The following is a 17358-nucleotide window of genomic DNA, read 5'->3' as shown; positions in this document are numbered from 1 at the left end:
GCGTTACAAGGTATTTAATACTGGGGTACGCGCATCTAGGGAAGTAACCGGCAGCCCACTATTACGGCTGCCGGTTAAAAATTCTGAAAGAGTAAGTCCGACTGAGGTTAATCCAAAATCCGCAGCTCTATACCGCACTGCGGATCGGCCAGGTCAGGTCAACTTATTTAGGTACGTCAGTTCCGCCACCACCTCCTAGGCGCTGCCAACTATTGGCAATAACCATATCCATTCGGTCGCGCTGATCTGGGGTAAGCTCGATACTGCCTGATGCAGGAACCCCGAAACCAGACATTGCTTCTACGAGCATATCGACCTGTTGTGAGTAGAGGACCTCAGACCCCATCATCACCGAATCAAGTTTGTGGCTATCACTAGCATACCAGTCTTTAATAGTTATCTTATCATCGCCCCCTAAAAAATCCAGAACCAATGATTGATCTTGCCGAGACAACCAGACATCAAATTTCGACCCTCCGACAATTGCAAGAATATCTTCTTCTTGATCAGGATTTAGCGAGTCGTTGTATATGATGTCCTGACCATCACCGAGCGAAAACTCGTAAAAATCATGCCCACCCAATCCGGACAGAAAATCATTCCCCTTCCCACCTATAATCACATCGTTTTTATTAGTACCTATCAACGTATCATCGCCATCAGTACCAAAAATAGGACCAGGAGGCTCCGGCAAAGGACTAAGCAGCGAATCAATTTGATTAAAATCCAAAAACTCGTTCGCTGAGGTTTTAATATAAGACAATCGTGAGTCAGTATCAGCAAAATGATTCGCAACAGAGATAGAGTGATCCAAATCACCATCAACTAGAATCAACAAACTATTATCTTGCCGATGAAAGCTCAATCGACTTAAGTCGACCCCTTCATTGAAGACGATGCCATCATAGCCTCCGCCAACAATAACTTCCCCGCCCGCATCAGAAGAACCAAAGAAGTAAATATCATCTCCCGCGCCGCCATCGAAATACCCACGAGAAGGCTCGCCAGAGAACTTATAAACCGAAAAGGTATCATTACCTTCACCGCCTACCAGGTTAGTACCTTCTAATACATCATCGCCTTCTCGTCCGAAAATGGTCTCGCCATGTGTAGCACGAATAAAATCATTTCCCTTTCCACCGGAAAATGATAAATCGTTACTGGCACTGGAAAGTTGTACCAGACCATTGTAAGTGACATTCATGCCATTTTCATGGAGGTCTGGAGCCGTTCCAATACCGGCCTGACGTATCAGTTCAGCAGTGCTGATACGTTCCCCGCTTGCAAGCTGAATATATTCAATACCCGTACTGAAAAAATCAGTACTGTTTGGCATTGCTATTCGCACCAAGTGATCAGTTCCCCAACGAATATCCAGTGTTGTTTTTTGAGTCGCAACACGAATTCCGTCACTGCTCGTCCCCGAATAGCCAGCCGATATTCTATATCCGTCAATGTCCTCTACCACCTCGGCGCCCCAGGAAAAAGACAGATCAGTAAATTTCACGCCGCCCGGCAAAACCACAACATCACTCGACCCCAAGGAGTTATTCGGGTAACTCCACCTGCCAGTCATCCAATCACGTACGGGGAGGTTGATATCAACAATGATATCTTTCGTCTGATTGCCATCAATAATGTAGGTGTCGCGCCCATCCCCCCCCGACAAATAGTTGGTCCCTGCGCCACCTAAAAGAAAGTCATCTCCCCAATTACCAACCAGTGTGTCATTCCCCTCGCCACCTGCCAGGAAAGTTCCTTCACCTATCGGATCGTCTGGATTGAATGCATACGCAACGATTTTGTCATCACCTTTTCCGCCTATATATCCGTTACCGCCCTGAACATTATAGCGCCCACCAACATCTCCGCCCTTTATCACAGAGTAGGTGATAACACTTGAATTATTAGAGTAGTGATTTATAAACTTGACATCAGGATCATTTTCACCAGCCTCAACAAGAATTTGAGTTGACTTAAACGTCCAATAAGACAACCCTCCGCTACTATTTCTATAAGATGTACTATATGTACTCCCCTGCTCAAACGTACTAGACTCTGTTGACTCAGTAAAATACGAACTTAAAACAGCATTTTCACCATTACCACCCTGCATACCGCCTACACTTCTTTGCAGCGCCCCCTCTACAAATCGAACGTCATATTTAGAGTCCTGATAATATGTAATCCTCCCCTGAACTAGAACTTTATTGTAAGAATATAGTCCATCCCTCCCCTCATACCCATCAATCAGCAACTGCCTGACATGACCGTTTAAAATCCGCTCTTTGAATATGCCAGCATAATAATCAGTTTGAGATAACGGATTAGCCTGACTAGAGTCAATCGCCTGAGACAATGACAAAGGAGAAGCCCCGCCATATGAAATATTCCATAGGCCAGGATTGGAAAAATAATTAGTTAACCTAGTATTGCTAGCAGACTCGTATAAATAGCTAACGACTAAATCATCACCACTTCGTTCAAAGAGCAGTTCAGAGGGAGAGATATCCTTTGAAACCAAAACAGTGTTCAGACTGCCTTCGGCTGCTATCCACGTGTCCTGTCCCATGTATTTTGAAAATACAAATGTGTTGTTCCCTTCCCCTCCATCTAGCCGGTCACTTCCGCTACCGCCATCGAGCCAATCATCGCCAGCACCTCCAAATAGCAAATCGTTACCTTGCCCTCCCAATAAGGTGTCTGCCCCGTCACCACCATAGATTTTGTCATTTCCAGTTCCTCCCTTAACTTCGTCATTCCGCGAGGACCCAAAGAACTCATGACCTAAATCTCCTAGGTTCGCTTTGATCGGGGACTGCGCGATCAGTGAGGACAATTCCACTGACGATCCATCCGAAAATGTCACAGCACCTATCGCACCCAACATACCCTCAACAACAGAAATAACACCACCCGGGTAGCTTATTTGCAGTACCGAAGTGCCGTCGGCACCATAGCCAACTTCAAAATTTAAATCGGACGCGTTTATGCCTTGACCAAAACTAATTCTATCTTTTTTCTTTCCTTCTAATTCCTGCTGCGGTTCAAAAGTTTCGAGAATTACATCTTTCCCGTCACCAATTTCAAAGTGATAAACATCAGCCCCTGAACCTCCGACCAAAAAGTCATTACCCTTACCGCCAGTGATCAGATCGTCTCCGTCATTGCCCAAAATCGTGTCGTTGCCCAGCCCGCCAAATAGCACATCATCAGAACGATACCCCAATATTTGATCATCACCATCAGTGGGCCGTACAAGCATTGCTTTTACGTCATGCACGCTCCAAACAGTACCATCCAAAAAAACAATTTCGTCGACAGCATAACCGTGGTTTGCGACCGTATCTTCATCAAAATAGCTTTGAATAGTGACACTTTCCGCACCACCATCTACCTGAACAACAAGATCATAATAATTGCGCTTAACGCTGACATCAGAACTTTTAATACCTACACCGAAAACCAACCTATCAAGCTTTGTGCCTTCAGCATCCTGATCTGCGTTGAGAATGGTGTCATGCCCATCTCCTCGTGAGAAATGGTAGGTATCGCTACCATCTCCTCCGACAAGATAATCATCACCGACACCACCGACCAGATGATCATCACCTGCACCGCCATATATGCGATCCCCACCCGCATTACCCAAGATCACATCGTCGGCATCTGTTCCATTAATAACATCGTTACCGCTGCCTCCAACAAGACTACGAATACCGATACCCATCATCAAGTTATCAAAACCCACTACACCTGTAGGATTGACACCCCTAAGTTTAGACAACAGTTCAAGCCCAAAGCTTCCGAGACCACTTAAGCTCTCTCCAAAGGTCTTGAAAAATTCTTGACCTGCCGCTTCATTCGAATCATATCTATCTTTTAGCTTTCCAACTATCGACGACACATCCCAAGAAACACCATCATTGGTCTTAATGATTTTCAGCCCATCTAGAAATGAGCCAAAATGCGTTTGAAACATTAATTTATCGTAAACTGCCGATGTGAGATTATCAAAACCCTGTAATAAAATAGCTGCTGCCGGACCATGCGGATTCGGGTCCCTCGCTCCCCAGCACCATGTTCCCAGATAACTTTCACCTAAAAAAGTTTCAAGCGTCGCCAGCTTTCTTGCATCGCCAATTACGTTCCCATAAATCTGCGTAGCTGCGCGACTTTTAGGATCAATATCATATACGCCTGCCCAACGATAGACTATTTCCTGCACAATCTGATGAAGCAGGTCGGGGTTTGTTTCCTTCGAGAAGCTTTCCACCAACGACTTCAATTTCCCAGTCGTATCCCGCGCCATCGCTTGATGCAAGCTATGAACGTTACCAAAACCTAAAATATCGGGTAGTGCACGGATGTCATTTGAGACCTCTACGAGTTGAGTATCTACTGTATTCGCTCCGTCCACAGCGAACCACACATCACTGATAGCAGCGACAGTTCCATCGGCACGGGTATAAAATCCTGTCTGGCGATGTTCATTTCCATTAATATCTTTTACTGAGCTTGAGATATCGCCATTTGCATCGGCCTTTCCTGGCTCCGTATATTTTAGATCAAATGAAGACACACCTGACTCACTCAACCCAGCCAACTCACCACTTTGCACCACACCATCAGAATTCAAATCCCGCCAAACTTTCAACTTTGAGAACGCGGAGTCTTGTGCATCAAATACTCCGTCATGATTCTCATCAAGGTCAGCAAGTGCCAAAAAACCATTTGCTGCATTCTCTCCACTTTTTAACTTTGTATTATTACCAAAAAGCTCGGAACCGCTATCTATCTTTCCGTTTCCATTCTTATCCCAGACCAGCAGCCCATCATTCCTTCCTGCCCAGCCTGTTTTCTCTGCGAAACCATTCCCATCAAGATCGAAATTAACGCCCTGTCCCACTGAAATAGTCTGTACGCCATCGCCATCAAGATCTAAGATCAATGGACTACGGGTAATTTCTGCCGTCCCAAACTGCTTTTTAAGACTTTCAATTAGACCCTGACCAAAGGATATCTGGTCATAGATTGAACTCCCTAATGCCTGACCAAACTTATCTAAACCAAGATCCCCCCACATCCATTCAAAGACAGATCCGATAGGTGCATCAATACCCAGCCATTTTGACAAGCCTGCCGCATTCTGAAGCATCGCCTCGGTCAGATTCTTCATATATTCGGAGAAAGAATCGCCTTCAACCTGAACGTAATCTTCTCCCAACCCAAAAGGAGAAGGTAAAAAATCCCCAATTGTCCCTGCCCAGTTCCACTTTTCAAGCTTCAAGCCGATAACGGCGGATTGCACATCTGCATCAATAATATAACCGGCTTCAGGTATGCCACCACGATCCAAAACATCAGAAATTACTTGATTAGCCAGCACATCAGAGGCAACCTGAAATTCAGAGTCACCAATAATTTTCCCACTTGCCGCTCCTGCGAACCTAACCGAACCACGAACCGTATCGCTAAAAAAACTACCATCATTTTTATTGATTGATTCCGCAGCCGTTAGCCAGTTCGAAATCTTTACAAGGCTCGAAGCATCAGCCCCACCACCCTCAGCAGAAAACAACTGATTATTTACCAGACTCCTAAGATATCTATAGGCGCCTGGATAGTCTCCCTGCTCCCGAAGACCACTCAGGGTAGAAACTTGGTCCGACGTCATATTTATAAGATTCATGATTTCCCTCTCACCGAACGATTATTTTATCCAACAATTCCAAAACCGCTTTATCAACATTTTCAAAATCATCAATAGATTTATCAAATTGATAAAGGACCTCGTATTTTTTTCTGTATATGCGATCTAGTTCATAAGTAGCAATCACTGTATCAACATAGACCTGCCCGCCATCCTCTCCTTGAAAAACGACTACCTTCTCACCTTTAACCATATATACGCTTCGGCCATGCTCCGACTTGATCGGCTGCATTCCTTCAATATTTAAAAACGAGCGCCCGAGAGAATTGCCCCGAGGCCTTATCCTTATTGTAACTTTATTACCTTCAACCGCGCCGTCACGAATCAACTTAGAACCATCAAGATCATAGCCAAGGGTCAGAACCTCCCCCCCACCTAACCTGACTCTAGAGCAATCATGCTCATTTATTTTTAGCTCGAATGGGCCATACACACACCGTCCAGTAGACCAATGGTCCGACTCGCTCGAATTTTGCATGATATAAAGTCTTAACAGGAATAGGAAACCTACTATGCCTACCCCCGAAATCAACAAAACATTTTTAAAATTAATGCTCATCGAAAGACCTCAGAAAAAAACAATAAAAAAACACTACCTAACAAAGAAAGGCAATTTTACTTGCCACTGTAGTTATAAAAGTGCATGACCACTACCATAGATAGCATTTATCGCTCCTTCAAACTCGAACTCGCATAAGCTTCCAACGGACTCAGGAAGTACTCGATCACGCGCCGTTTATCCGTTTTCGCTTCTGCCGTCACCGACATACCCGGAGACAGCGACACCTCCTGGCCTTGTACGGTGACCTTGTCTTTGAGCAGGCGGATCCTGCTGCTGTAGATCGGGCCACGCTTTTCGTCCTCGATGGCGTCCTTGGACACGCTGATCACTTCGCCGTCGACGGCCCCGTACTTGGTAAAGGTGAAAGTCTCCACCTTCACGGTGACGGGTTGCCCAGGGCGGACGAAGCCGATGTCCTTGTTCTCGAACATCGCCTCGACTTCCACCGGCTGATCGCTCGGGGCGATGATCATCAATGGCTGTGCGGCGGTGACCACGCCACCAATGGTGTGCACCGCCAGTTGCTGAACGGTGCCATCCACGGGCGCGGTCAGGCTCATCAAATGATCGCGTTGCTCGGCCTTGTTGAGTTCCTGGGTCAGTGACGCGGCCTTTTGCTCGGACTGCTGCTGCAGGTCCAGCATCGTTCGCCGACTTTGAGCCAGCAGAGCGGCCCTTCGGCGTTCAGCTTCCTTCTTCGAGGCGCCGACCTCGGCCAGTCGGGATTGCTGCACGGCCATGTCCCGCTCCTGGTCCAGCAAAGCCTGCTGCTTCTCAAGGTAGGCATGGCGCGGGACATACTGCTGCTCCAGCATCTGCTGGTAATCCTCGGCCAGTCGGCGTGCGATGGGCAGCGTTTTTTGCAACGACGCCAACGTCGCCCGGGTGGACTGAATCTCTGCCGATCGCTGTTCAATTTCAGCGTCGATCTGTTCCAGGGAGCTGCGTAGCTCCAGGTACTGCCCCTGTACCCAACGCTGGGCAGCCCTCTCCTGTTCAGGGGCAGCCTGGGGAATATGGCCGGCCAGGGAGCCAGGCTCCTTACCCGTCTGGATGGACTCGATCAGGGCTGTCGCGCGTGCGCTATCCACCTCGGCGGCGAGCAGATCACTTTTCAGGCGCTTGATGTCCGCCCCCGTCGCGCTGGTGTCCAGCTCAACCAGCACGTCACCAGCTTTCACCACCTGCCCATCGTGCACCTGAATGGACTTGACGACCGCAACCTCGCTCGGCTGGATGGTCTTGCTCTTGCCGCTGGCCACAATCTTTCCGGTGGCCGTTGCCACGACATCGATCTGACCAAAAATGGACCAGAGCAAGGCCAACAGCGCAAACAACATGATCGTCCATTGGATGTAGCGCGGTGCGGGGTGGACGGGTTGATCCTGCAACGCCAACGCTGCCGGCAGAAACTGCACCTCATGGGGAAGACGCTGGGGGGCATCCAGCAGCTTGCGTTGTCCCCATGCCTGCTTCCAGATACGACGGTACCGTCGAAACAGCTCTCGACCTGCCGATGGTTGGCTCATGACAACTTATCCTTGTTGCAAGCGGTAGAGGCGTGAGTAGTGTCCAGCCTGATGAGTCAGCAGTTCAGCATGGCTGCCCTGCTCGACGATCTGCCCTCGGTCCATCACGACGATGCGGTTGGCATCGCGCACCGCTGAGAGCCGGTGCGCAATGATGATCACCGTGCGTCCCTTGCAGATTGCCTGCATGTTTTGCTGAATGATCCGCTCCGACTCATAGTCCAGGGCGCTGGTGGCTTCGTCGAAGATCAAAATACGGGGGTTGCCGATCAGCGCCCGGGCGATTGCCACGCGCTGGCGCTGGCCGCCGGACAGTGAAGCCCCATGCTCGCCCACCACGGTGTCGTAGCCCTCGGGCAGCTCAAGAATGAACTCGTGGGCTCCTGCCATCTTGGCCGCCTGCATGACGGCTTCCAGCGGCGCGCCTGGATCGGTCAACGCAATGTTCTCGCGGATGCTGCGGTTGAACAGCATGTTGTCCTGCAGCACGACCCCGATCTGACGGCGCAACGAGGACACATCGGCCAGCGCCAGGTCCATGCCATCGACCAGCACGCGCCCACGCTCAGGGACATACAGCCGTTGAAGCAAACGAGTCAGGGTACTTTTGCCCGAACCCGAGCGCCCAACCACCCCAATGACCTCCCCGGCCTCAATCACCAGGCTGACGCTGCGCAGAACCTCGGAACCCTCCGGACGGTAACGAAAATGCACCTGGTCAAACTCCACACGTCCTTTGAGCGTCGGCAGCGCACTGCGGGTGGCCTGGGACAGTTCGGTCCGGCTATTGAGGATGTCGCCCAGTCGCTGAACCGAAACGCCCGTCTGCTGGAAGTTGGTCCAGAGCTGGGCCAGGCGCATGATCGGTTGAGCCACGCGCCCGGCAAGCATGTTGAAGGCCACCAGTTGGCCGACCGACAACTGCCCATCTATCACCAACCGTGCGCCCAACCAGAGGGTCGCTACCGTGACCAGCTTGCCGATCAGCGAAACGGCTTCGTTGGCGATGGTAGAAAGCGTTTGGGTCTTGAACCCGGCCGACACGTAGGCTGCGAGCTGGTTGTCCCATTTGCGGGTGATCTGGGGCTCGACGGCCATCGATTTCAGGGTGTCGATACCGTTGATGGTTTCGACCAGGAAGGATTGGTTCTCGGCGCCGCGGGCGAAGCTCTCGTTCAACCGGGCCCGAAGCAGCGGCGTGATAAATAGCGAGACGATGAAATACAGCGGCAGCGAGACCAGGACGATCAGGGTCAGCCAGCCACTGTAGAACCACATCACCGCAATGAAGACCACCGAGAACAGCACGTCCAGCAGCAGCGTGATCGCGTTGCCGGTCAGAAAGCTGCGAATGTTTTCCAGTTCGCGAACCCGAGCCACGGAGTCCCCCACCCGCCTCGCCTGGAAGTACGCCAGGGGCAAGGTCACCAGATGACGAAACAGTCGAGATCCCAGCTCCACGTCAATCCGGCTGGCCGTGTGGGCGAACACGTAACTGCGCAGGCCGCTCAACGCCGACTCGAACAGCATGATGCCCAGCAGCCCGACTGCGATGACATCGAGCGTCGTGAGCCCGTGGTGAACCAGGACCTTGTCCATCACGACCTGGAAGAACAGCGGTGTCAGCAGGGAGAAGATCTGCAGGACGAACGAGACCAACAGGACTTCGCCCAGCAGTTTGCGGTACTTCACGATAGCGGGAATGAACCAGGTGAAATCGAATCGCGACACCTCACCGGCCTGCGAAGACTCGGACTGGATGAGGATCAACTCGCCGCTCCAGCGGGCCTTCAGTTCCTCGGCACTGAGCACGATCGGACGCTGCAGGCGCGGATCGTGGATCAGTGTTTTCTCCTGGTCCACGCGCGCAATGATGAAGAAGCTGCTGTCGTCCGCGCAGGCAATGGCCGGCAAGGGGGTCTGGGGAAGGCGTTCGGGTTTGGTGCGAAGGGCTTTGGTTTTGAGTTTTAACTGCTTGGCAGCGAGCAGTATTTCCGGCCTTGAGAAACGCTGACCTTCGGCGACGTATTCGTGGGCCAATTGCTCGGCCGATGCAGCCACGCTGTGAAACCTTGCCAACATGACCAAGCACGCCAGGCCTGTATCAAGAGTATCCGAAGGCTGCGCAGCCCCCTCGCCCTGTCCGTGCATACAACCGCATCCTTGCCGATGGCTTCAAGCCTGAAATCCCCCGTGAAACCGGGAGAAAGCTGATCATATGCGGATTGGATTCACCAGCGGAAGAGCAAAACGACATCACCGGTATCATTTTCGATGCAATATTTCATTTGACATGCAGAAAGACCGAAAATCGCCTGTTTTACAGCCCCTCAGCGCCCCTACGGATCGATGATGGGCGCGCTTGCTCGAGGCTCGCACCGGCCATTTCAGGCGGCAGAAAGTCGCGGCGCGGATCGTAGTCCGCTTTCAGATACTGGGCGAGGCTTTGCAGGTCCGACGGGCTGAGCGTGCCTGCCGCCTGCTTCAAGCGCAGGTTATTCAGGATGTAGTCGTAACGGGCGTTGTTGTAGTCCCGCACGGAGGTGAACAACTGGCGCTGGGCGTTGAGGACGTCCACGGTGTTGCGGCTGCCGATATCGGCGCCTACCTTGGTGGCCTTCAGAGAGCTTTGTGCGGAGAGGATGGTCTTCTTACGCGCCCTGATCTGCTCGATATCGGAATTCACCGCCCGGTAGAAACTGCGGGTGTTGAGCACTACTTCCCGGCGCTGCCCTTCTCGTTGCTCTTCGCTCTGGCTCAGCTTCTTGTAAGCCTCGCGCGCTTGGGAACTGACTCGACCACCGCTGTAGATCGGCAGGTTGACCTCGAAGCCGATGGAGCTTTGAGCGACGTTGTTCTGATAGCCGTCCCGACCGAAGTCGCTGGGATTGCTGTAGCCGAAGCTGTCGTTATCGCCTTTGCGGTAGGACGCCACGGCATCCAGGGTGGGCGCGTGTCCGGCTTTTCTCTGGGAAAGGCTTTGTTCCGCCGCCTCAACGGCCAAATCACTGGCCTGCAGTTTGAGGTTTTGCTTCATCGCGGCATCCACCCACTGTTTCGCATCGGCAGGCACCGGCACCAGCACGGGCAATTGATGCTCGATCCCCTCAATGCTCGCGTAATCGTGGTTGGTCAGGCGGACCAGTTGCTCGAAGGCGTCATCGACTTTGCGCGCCGCCAGCTCGCGGTTGGCCTGGGCGTTATCGTAGGCCGCCTCGGCATCAAGCACATCGGTAATACTCGCCAGGCCACCCTTGAGGCGCCCGCGGGCCTGATCCATCTGTTGCTTGAATGCGATCTCCTCGGCCTCGGCGGCGGCGTGCGTATCCGACGCGCGCAGGGTCTCGAAGTAGGTCTCGGCGGTCTTCAGGATCAGTTCCTGCTCGGCGGCCGACAGTTCAAAGGCTGCCTGCGAGGTGCTGGCCTGAGCGACCTTCAGGCCATACCAGGCGTCGGACCGAAACAGCGGCTGTCGCAGATTGGCTTGGTAGGTGGTTCCGCTGCGCACGCGCGTCAGTGCGGGTGCATCGCGTTCCAGTCGTGTCGATTCGATGGTTGCGCTGGTCGTGATCGCCGGCAGCAGATTCGCCCGGGCCTGGGGAATGGCTTCCTTCTGCGCCTCGAATCCTGCACGGGCTGCCTTGATTTCGGAGTTGTTGGTGACCGCTTCCTGGTAGACGGACATAAGCTGCGCACGGTCCGAGGGCGATGACGCTGATTGCGCCGCGAACACACTGGCAGGTGCCATGCACGCCATCAAGAAGACGCAATACCTGCGGGTCATGAACAAGTCCTTTTGTGAGGCCCGGAGGAGAGATAAGGGCATAGTGGCCTCGCGGGCGAGGAAATTATGCTAGAGCGTGTTGCAGGTCAACAATCGTATGAAGCGAAGGCGGTCCACCGATGCGCTTTGGCTTGGCGAAGATAGATGTGATCACAAGCAGTGAGAGTGGCGCTATCGAATGTCTGGATAGGTATTCGCCCTTTTCCGCCCATCTGCCGCAACACCTGGTAACGACGCGAAATAGCCCTCCGAAAATACGCCGGTTTCCTACACGCTATGGGCGTGGGAGAATATTGTGTGCGCCTGCCAGTGTGTCTAGAGTCCGGAGATCGCTGCAAATTCAGCGATACGGGTTTGAACGCTCGGAATCGAATAGGCGCACAGCGCCGCGAAAGCGGCATTTTTGTGCTCGCGTTATGGCGGGCTGTGCGCAGGAGGCTTCTGCCTGCCGGTTTCCTATTCACCGGTCGTTCAACCTGCGTACAGCTCGCCACCTTTTGTTTGAACGCGGGAAGTGGCGAGTTCCTTAACCGAATAGGAGACTCTCCATGGTCAAGAAAATCACCCCTGATCCACCACCCAGCGACACTGCCAGTGTTGAGGAAAGAGCGACCTACCTGAGCAAGCTCATGCATGAAGCTTTGACCCTGATCGATTCAAAGCCCCCGAGCAACTTCCTGTCCAAGCTCCTCTATGCCCTCTCCTTCGCAGCCGTTAAACCAGTGGAGCCCGACAACTCATCTGCCCCGCCACTGTTCTCTGTTCAACCCGGTGTCAATGCCAAGGCAGCGCTGACTCAGGTGTCGCAGTTGCTCAAATCAGCTGAGTTGAACGCCGATGAAATCTGCCCGCGCCTCGAGGGTTTTGAACGGGACCTGCTGATGGGGCTGATCCACTCCGTTACGTTGTCCAGGACGGTGTGGATGCGTTGCTTGACGGAACCACCCAGCCCTTGCACACCTGAGACACTTGATCGGCAGCAGCGATATTGCGGCTGCCGATCACTGACCGATTGGGTCAAAAAGGGATTTGACGAGCCTCAAGCTTTTGTCGGTAGTGTCAGGTCTGTAGAACTGGAAGACCTGAACTCGACAAACCCCGTGCCGCCCGCCAGCACGATTCCTAGGTCGATCCTAGAGCAGGATCTGATCCGTACTGCCAGCCGTGAATAGACGCAAAACCGCGCTCCACTTCCTCTCCCATTTGCACTCATGTCGACCACTACGCGCATTGAGCATGAAAAACGCAGCCTCTGATGACGACAGGCAGCAATCGGCCAATTGCGGACATTCAACGGCGCGCAATCAGCGCACTATCAGCACTGGCGCAACGAGCTTGGGCATCCCCTGATACATACAGTTAAACACCATCTACTTCGACAATTTGCTTGGCCGAGTGATATTTCCCTGCACAACCACGGTGATCACCGACACGTTGGCAGGTGGCTGGGACTTTAGAATCGCGATGCCTTCTCCGGCCGGCCAAGGCGCTGCAGTTTTTATTCGGCAGTCCAGCACGCAGAGCACAGCAACACGCTTTTCCTTGGATACTGCATAACTTGCAGTTTGCTCAACATAGACTTGGCAGTCCTCTATCACCTTGACTCCAGTTGGTAAGGACTTTAACTCGATAACGATACCGCGATAGCTGAGGTCTGTGATACCGCCTGAAGCCTTGGGATGTTCGTCAAGATCAGAGCCAATTTGAGGGTTGCGCCGAAGCTCCTTGCGAATCGCATCCTGGAACTGCGCCTCTGACCAGACACCATCGAATTCAGCGTCTTGGATGGCACGCCCCGCCACCCCTCCTAAAACCTTAAGCACTTCAAGCACATCACTAAGTTCGATGCTGTTTACGAGACCATTTCGACGCAAAAAGTCCCGAATGCTCAGAATTTTCTCGTCAACTTTCGGATATCCAGTGATGGGATTTGACCTGACATCAAGGCCTTCGATTAGAAGCGTTCGGTGTCCTACTATAGCTACTGGCTGTTCTGAACTGATCGGCTCAAATGAGGCTGAATACTTGAACTCGTAGGGCCGTGCATTCATCCCTTGCACTAGCTGCAGGGCAGCGCGCCCCCGCTGGAAAAGGGTGTACGGTGGTTCGCCCGCAGGCTTGTCGAAAACGAACTCCGAGAGGTCGTAGCTGGTACGCAGCTCCGTTGAAATAGGGGACAGTCTCAGCGTTACTGCAGATTCGGGCCAGCGTGATACACGTACTTCAATTTCAAGGTCATGAAGCACTAATGGTGTCAGGTGGTGAATGCTTCCGGCGGCCTGCCCATCAATTTGGAATTTTAGGAAAGCCACCGAAAGCTCGGCAGGAAGAGGAGGAGGTGTTTGCTCGTCAACGGATCTGGGTATGCTCAGAGCCCCTTGGGAAAAAACGCCCACAGGCAAAGGTACCGCAGCGATTGCCATGCAAAGGTCTTCGAAATCGGCAAGTGATTCTACGCGGGGGAGAGACTCAGCAGCTTTGACGAGCGATTGAGCGGCGGCCTGCTCGCCATATTCATTCTGCCACATGCGATATCGCTCGGATGCGCTTCGTAAAAAACGCTCCACTCCGTCACTTGCAGCGAGCACACCTTCCCTCCATTCAGAAAGACTGGCGACAAGCCTAAGTAGGCCTGCCAAAGCGCTGTAGGTAGTTCCGTTTATGGCTCGTCCATACCGAAGTGAAGCTTCGTCTAGCTCTGCACTGATAGCTCTGAGAACCTCTGGCTCGACTGAGTTTCCAGCCCCCAACGACCTCAGTACTTCAACTGTCCGAATCCGGCTGTAGAAAGCTTGGGAGAGAACTACGTCTGCTTGCATATTGTTTTTCATCCTCCTTGAGGGTTTCTTCGAGTTGAAGCCATTCCATTTGCAGAGCTTCCTGGCGAGGAGGATCTTTTGCAGCGACTGCAGCCTCAAACTGCACGGCAATCACATGAAGTCTCCGATACCACTTTAAGCGTCTTTCTGGCGCCGTATCTGGAACAGCCTCCCAAGAGGCTTGCATCGCCGCAACAGCTTGGGACCAAGCACCGACGCGAGACAGCAGCTCCACTACTGCCCCCACGAGCATAAAGCGATCACATTGTCGCTTAACCAATTTGACTAAGTCGTCGGCCCGTTGGAGGGCTACCGCCTCTGGAATGAGATGCACGAGGCTACTGGCATCCTCTTCACCGTGCTCACTCAGTTCTGGATCATCGAGCGTGTGAATCACCAAATCAGTAAAGTTTGAGGCAGTAGCGAGTGCTTTCCCCATTCGTGAGAGGTCATGGGTATGAAGATTGGCAGGTGCTGTCATCAAGAATTTGATGAAGAGACTGCCAAGACCGTACTGAAGCTGTTCAGAAGAAGCGAACCGAGACACGTGTAAGCGAATGCACCGTATCAGAAAGTGGTGCTCATCCCTTTTGCCATTGTAGTAGGGGATGAGCTGCAACAGAGCCTCACCAGCACGTCGCTCTAGATTCTCTGGCAGAACGATGCTGGGAAGTGCGCATACGGCCGCCTTGTGCACCATCACATATTGATCCAGCAACAGCAGTACAAACGCTTCTAGTACAAGCTCAGGGAGATCGGAGATACGAGCTCTGCCTAGGTTTCCTAGTGCTTCACTTGCAGCCGCACGTTTACGAACTGAGGCTCCTACCAGCGATGAATAGAGGGCAGGTAGAACAACATTTAGTGTGGAGGGGCTATCAATTAGATACGGAGTGGCTTTGGTAATTGTGGAGCTCAGTCCATCGCGCTGTTCATCAATGCTATTGAGAAACTCAACGTAAGACAGAACGAGCCGTTCACTTCCCTTCGCAGCTTTGGCAGCAATCAGAGCGCATGAGTCACGGAGTTGGTAGAGGGTGGTTGCCGAATTCTGGGCCTCAAGGTACTCATTGAAGTTGGCCGCTGGCGTGGCGTTTCGTTCCGCTTCAAAAGCTTCAATGCGCGCATCTAAAACAGCTGCTGTGCCGAGCAAAGCATCAATATTCTGTTTTCCAGCTGCGACGATTTCGTCTGGCTCGTTTCTGAACGCCTGAATAACGAGTCGCAGAACCTTCTGGTTTGTAGACGTTCCTGCGAGGTTGAGTAGACGCCTCAGGACCACCACATATGCGGCAACGTCAGCGGGTGTCATTTCGTTTCTACGGTCCCCACCGAGCCGTATTGAATGCCGCGAAAGTTCTTCATAGACCCGGGTTAAGCGCTCCTCACCTTCAGAGGATGCGCTATCGAAAAACTCAGAGATTAATGCGTCGGTATCTTCAGGCGCAGCAAGGAGGGCTGCTACGACGATACGTCTTAGGTCGCCGCACACCATTCCAAGTTCTCGATCAGACGGATCCTTCTCAAATAACAAGTGAGCACGGGCGAGCTTTGAAATCGTTGTCCTAGCAAAGCTTGGAAGTAGTCCAGCATCATCTCTGAACAGGACGTGCAGAGCGGCGACACCCAAACGAACTGGGTAAGACTGCTTCGAGTCGAGCAGACGCTGGATAGCGTGTCGGACTACCTCCGGCCAAAGTTTGTAGATTTTTTTGAGCGGTTCTGGCTTAGAGATCGGCTCATCTATAGAAAGATGTGCTCGAGGACGTCGGGCAAGAGCTATCAGCGCCGGTACAGCGCTCTCCACCTTGGCTGGTGCCACCATTCCTGGGTATGCAAGGATGATATCCGCGGCAATCCCGATAGCATCGTGCTTTGCAAGGCAGTCGAAGGCCGTTTCGGAAAGGCGAGGCTTGTCTGCACTGACTAGACGTAGAACCGAAAGTGCTTGCTCCTTAAGATTCATTTTGTCGGAGGTGGCAAGCTCGAAGAAGTACTCAACAATCGGAGCGGTGAAGACTTCAGGAGCGAGCTTAGCTGTCTCGACGATGCGGATCTTCACCTCATCCGATGAGCAGGCATCAAGTGTGTCGAGATCGTCGAGTAGAGAACAGCACGCAGCGCTCTGCCCTACTCGGAGAGCTGTCCTCTGCGCGACCCGCCCTTGATGGGCTGCTTCAGCTTGGGCTTGAGCTTTCTTTTGGACCTCCCTTTGCCTTTCTAGAGCTCTACCTCGATCCTCAACTAGCGAAAGCAAATTGGGCATTCGAACAGCCAAGCGCTTATCGCAATGAGCGCAATTCCGGTCATGGAAATCAACAGCAATAGGTTCGAGATACCAACCTGCCATTCCAGACGCTGGTGCGTGGTCACAGTGCACGCCAAGCATTCCGAGCGGGAGCCCGGTCGCCTGGGCAATCAAACCTACCCCGCCGCGGTTGACGACTCGAGCGTGAGAGCAGTAGTTGTGCACAAGCTTAAGAACTTCATTGTTGCGAAGGCCTGTTTGGATCGCTTCTTCGTACTCGTCTTCGTTCATGTTCAAACTTATCCAACCTTGGGTGGATGTGTATAGCCATGTAAACCTGCCATTGCCGCTATCAATAATGCTGGATTTCACCGTGCAGTGTTAGGGGTACCGTATGGGCAGCGTTTGCCTTTCATGTGGTCCGGCCCGTTGTTTAAAGCCACTGAGGATTTCCCCAACTCCAAGTTGATCTACCCTAGGTTATGTAGGCGCCTTAAAAAACCAAAGTCGAGCCCAGGTAGACGTCCGCTATTGGCCGATCACTGCCACTCACAAAGAGAAGCAACCGACCGGTAGCTTAGCTGTACCTCTTGCGCCTTGAGCTTGAAACATCACGATACGGATTGAATACCAAAATTTCAGCGACTGAAGACGCCTGAGCCAAGGGGGTGGACCTGGGCAGGCCCACCCTTCCCGGCAAATA

Annotated in this window: 8 protein-coding genes; 1 reads left to right on the top strand and 7 read right to left on the bottom strand. The window is 52.3% G+C overall.

All coding sequences use genetic code 11. The annotated features are described in order from the left end of the window. Positions 1 to 163: 163 nt before the first annotated feature. From ACL9RJ_RS07690 to ACL9RJ_RS07670, 5 genes are all read right to left on the bottom strand, one after another. Entirely contained in the window at positions 164 to 5692 is a 5529-nt protein-coding gene (locus tag ACL9RJ_RS07690; protein ID WP_422765095.1) for a calcium-binding protein, read from the bottom strand. A 10-nt stretch (positions 5693 to 5702) separates the two neighbouring features. Continuing rightward, positions 5703 to 6272, bottom strand: coding sequence for a hypothetical protein (locus ACL9RJ_RS07685; RefSeq protein ID WP_422765094.1), 570 nt, complete (start codon positions 6270 to 6272; stop codon positions 5703 to 5705). Between the two features lie 107 nt (positions 6273 to 6379). Next, entirely contained in the window at positions 6380 to 7804 is a 1425-nt protein-coding gene (locus ACL9RJ_RS07680) for an HlyD family type I secretion periplasmic adaptor subunit (protein ID WP_017125835.1), read from the bottom strand. Between the two features lie 6 nt (positions 7805 to 7810). Then, a complete protein-coding gene (locus tag ACL9RJ_RS07675) occupies positions 7811 to 9955 on the bottom strand; it encodes a type I secretion system permease/ATPase (RefSeq protein WP_422765093.1) in 2145 nt (714 codons plus the stop codon). Between the two features lie 169 nt (positions 9956 to 10124). Next, positions 10125 to 11588: a TolC family outer membrane protein gene (locus ACL9RJ_RS07670; protein WP_422765092.1), complete on the bottom strand. Its 1464-nt coding sequence runs from the start codon at positions 11586 to 11588 to the stop codon at positions 10125 to 10127. Positions 11589 to 12136: 548 nt separating this feature from the next. On the opposite strand from ACL9RJ_RS07670, the gene ACL9RJ_RS07665 reads away from it, so the two are divergent. Beyond that, the gene (locus ACL9RJ_RS07665) at positions 12137 to 12760 is read left to right on the top strand and encodes a DUF6124 family protein (RefSeq protein ID WP_422765091.1); all 624 of its coding nucleotides are present in this window, start codon (positions 12137 to 12139) and stop codon (positions 12758 to 12760) included. Positions 12761 to 12958: 198 nt separating this feature from the next. On the opposite strand, the gene ACL9RJ_RS07660 is transcribed toward ACL9RJ_RS07665, so the two are convergent. Both ACL9RJ_RS07660 and ACL9RJ_RS07655 read right to left on the bottom strand, forming a co-directional pair. Then, on the bottom strand, positions 12959 to 14176 hold the full coding sequence (locus tag ACL9RJ_RS07660) for a hypothetical protein (RefSeq protein ID WP_422765090.1): 1218 nt from the start codon (positions 14174 to 14176) through the stop codon (positions 12959 to 12961). A 175-nt stretch (positions 14177 to 14351) separates the two neighbouring features. Beyond that, positions 14352 to 16946 carry a hypothetical protein gene (locus tag ACL9RJ_RS07655; RefSeq protein ID WP_422765089.1) on the bottom strand — a complete coding sequence of 865 codons (2595 nt, stop codon included), beginning with the start codon at positions 16944 to 16946 and terminating at the stop codon, positions 14352 to 14354. Between the last annotated feature and the right edge of the window lie 412 nt (positions 16947 to 17358).

Origin of the sequence: Pseudomonas sp. Mn2068 (assembly GCF_049319725.1) — a bacterium.
In the GTDB taxonomy this organism is placed as follows: Bacteria; Pseudomonadota; Gammaproteobacteria; order Pseudomonadales; family Pseudomonadaceae; genus Aquipseudomonas; species Aquipseudomonas gingeri.
The sequence above is the reverse complement of the archived record's forward strand: the minus strand, read 5'-3'. Positions and strand labels throughout refer to the sequence as shown.

Bases quoted from the DNA above. Each gene is read 5' to 3' on its own strand.
- ACL9RJ_RS07670 (WP_422765092.1), bottom strand. From the start codon at position 11,588: ATGACCCGCAGGTATTGCGTCTTCTTGATGGCGTGCATGGCACCTGCC.
- ACL9RJ_RS07680 (WP_017125835.1), bottom strand. From the start codon at position 7,804: ATGAGCCAACCATCGGCAGGTCGAGAGCTGTTTCGACGGTACCGTCGT.
- ACL9RJ_RS07690 (WP_422765095.1), bottom strand. From the start codon at position 5,692: ATGAATCTTATAAATATGACGTCGGACCAAGTTTCTACCCTGAGTGGT.
- ACL9RJ_RS07655 (WP_422765089.1), bottom strand. From the start codon at position 16,946: ATGAACGAAGACGAGTACGAAGAAGCGATCCAAACAGGCCTTCGCAAC.
- ACL9RJ_RS07665 (WP_422765091.1), top strand. From the start codon at position 12,137: ATGGTCAAGAAAATCACCCCTGATCCACCACCCAGCGACACTGCCAGT.
- ACL9RJ_RS07675 (WP_422765093.1), bottom strand. From the start codon at position 9,955: ATGCACGGACAGGGCGAGGGGGCTGCGCAGCCTTCGGATACTCTTGAT.
- ACL9RJ_RS07685 (WP_422765094.1), bottom strand. From the start codon at position 6,272: ATGAGCATTAATTTTAAAAATGTTTTGTTGATTTCGGGGGTAGGCATA.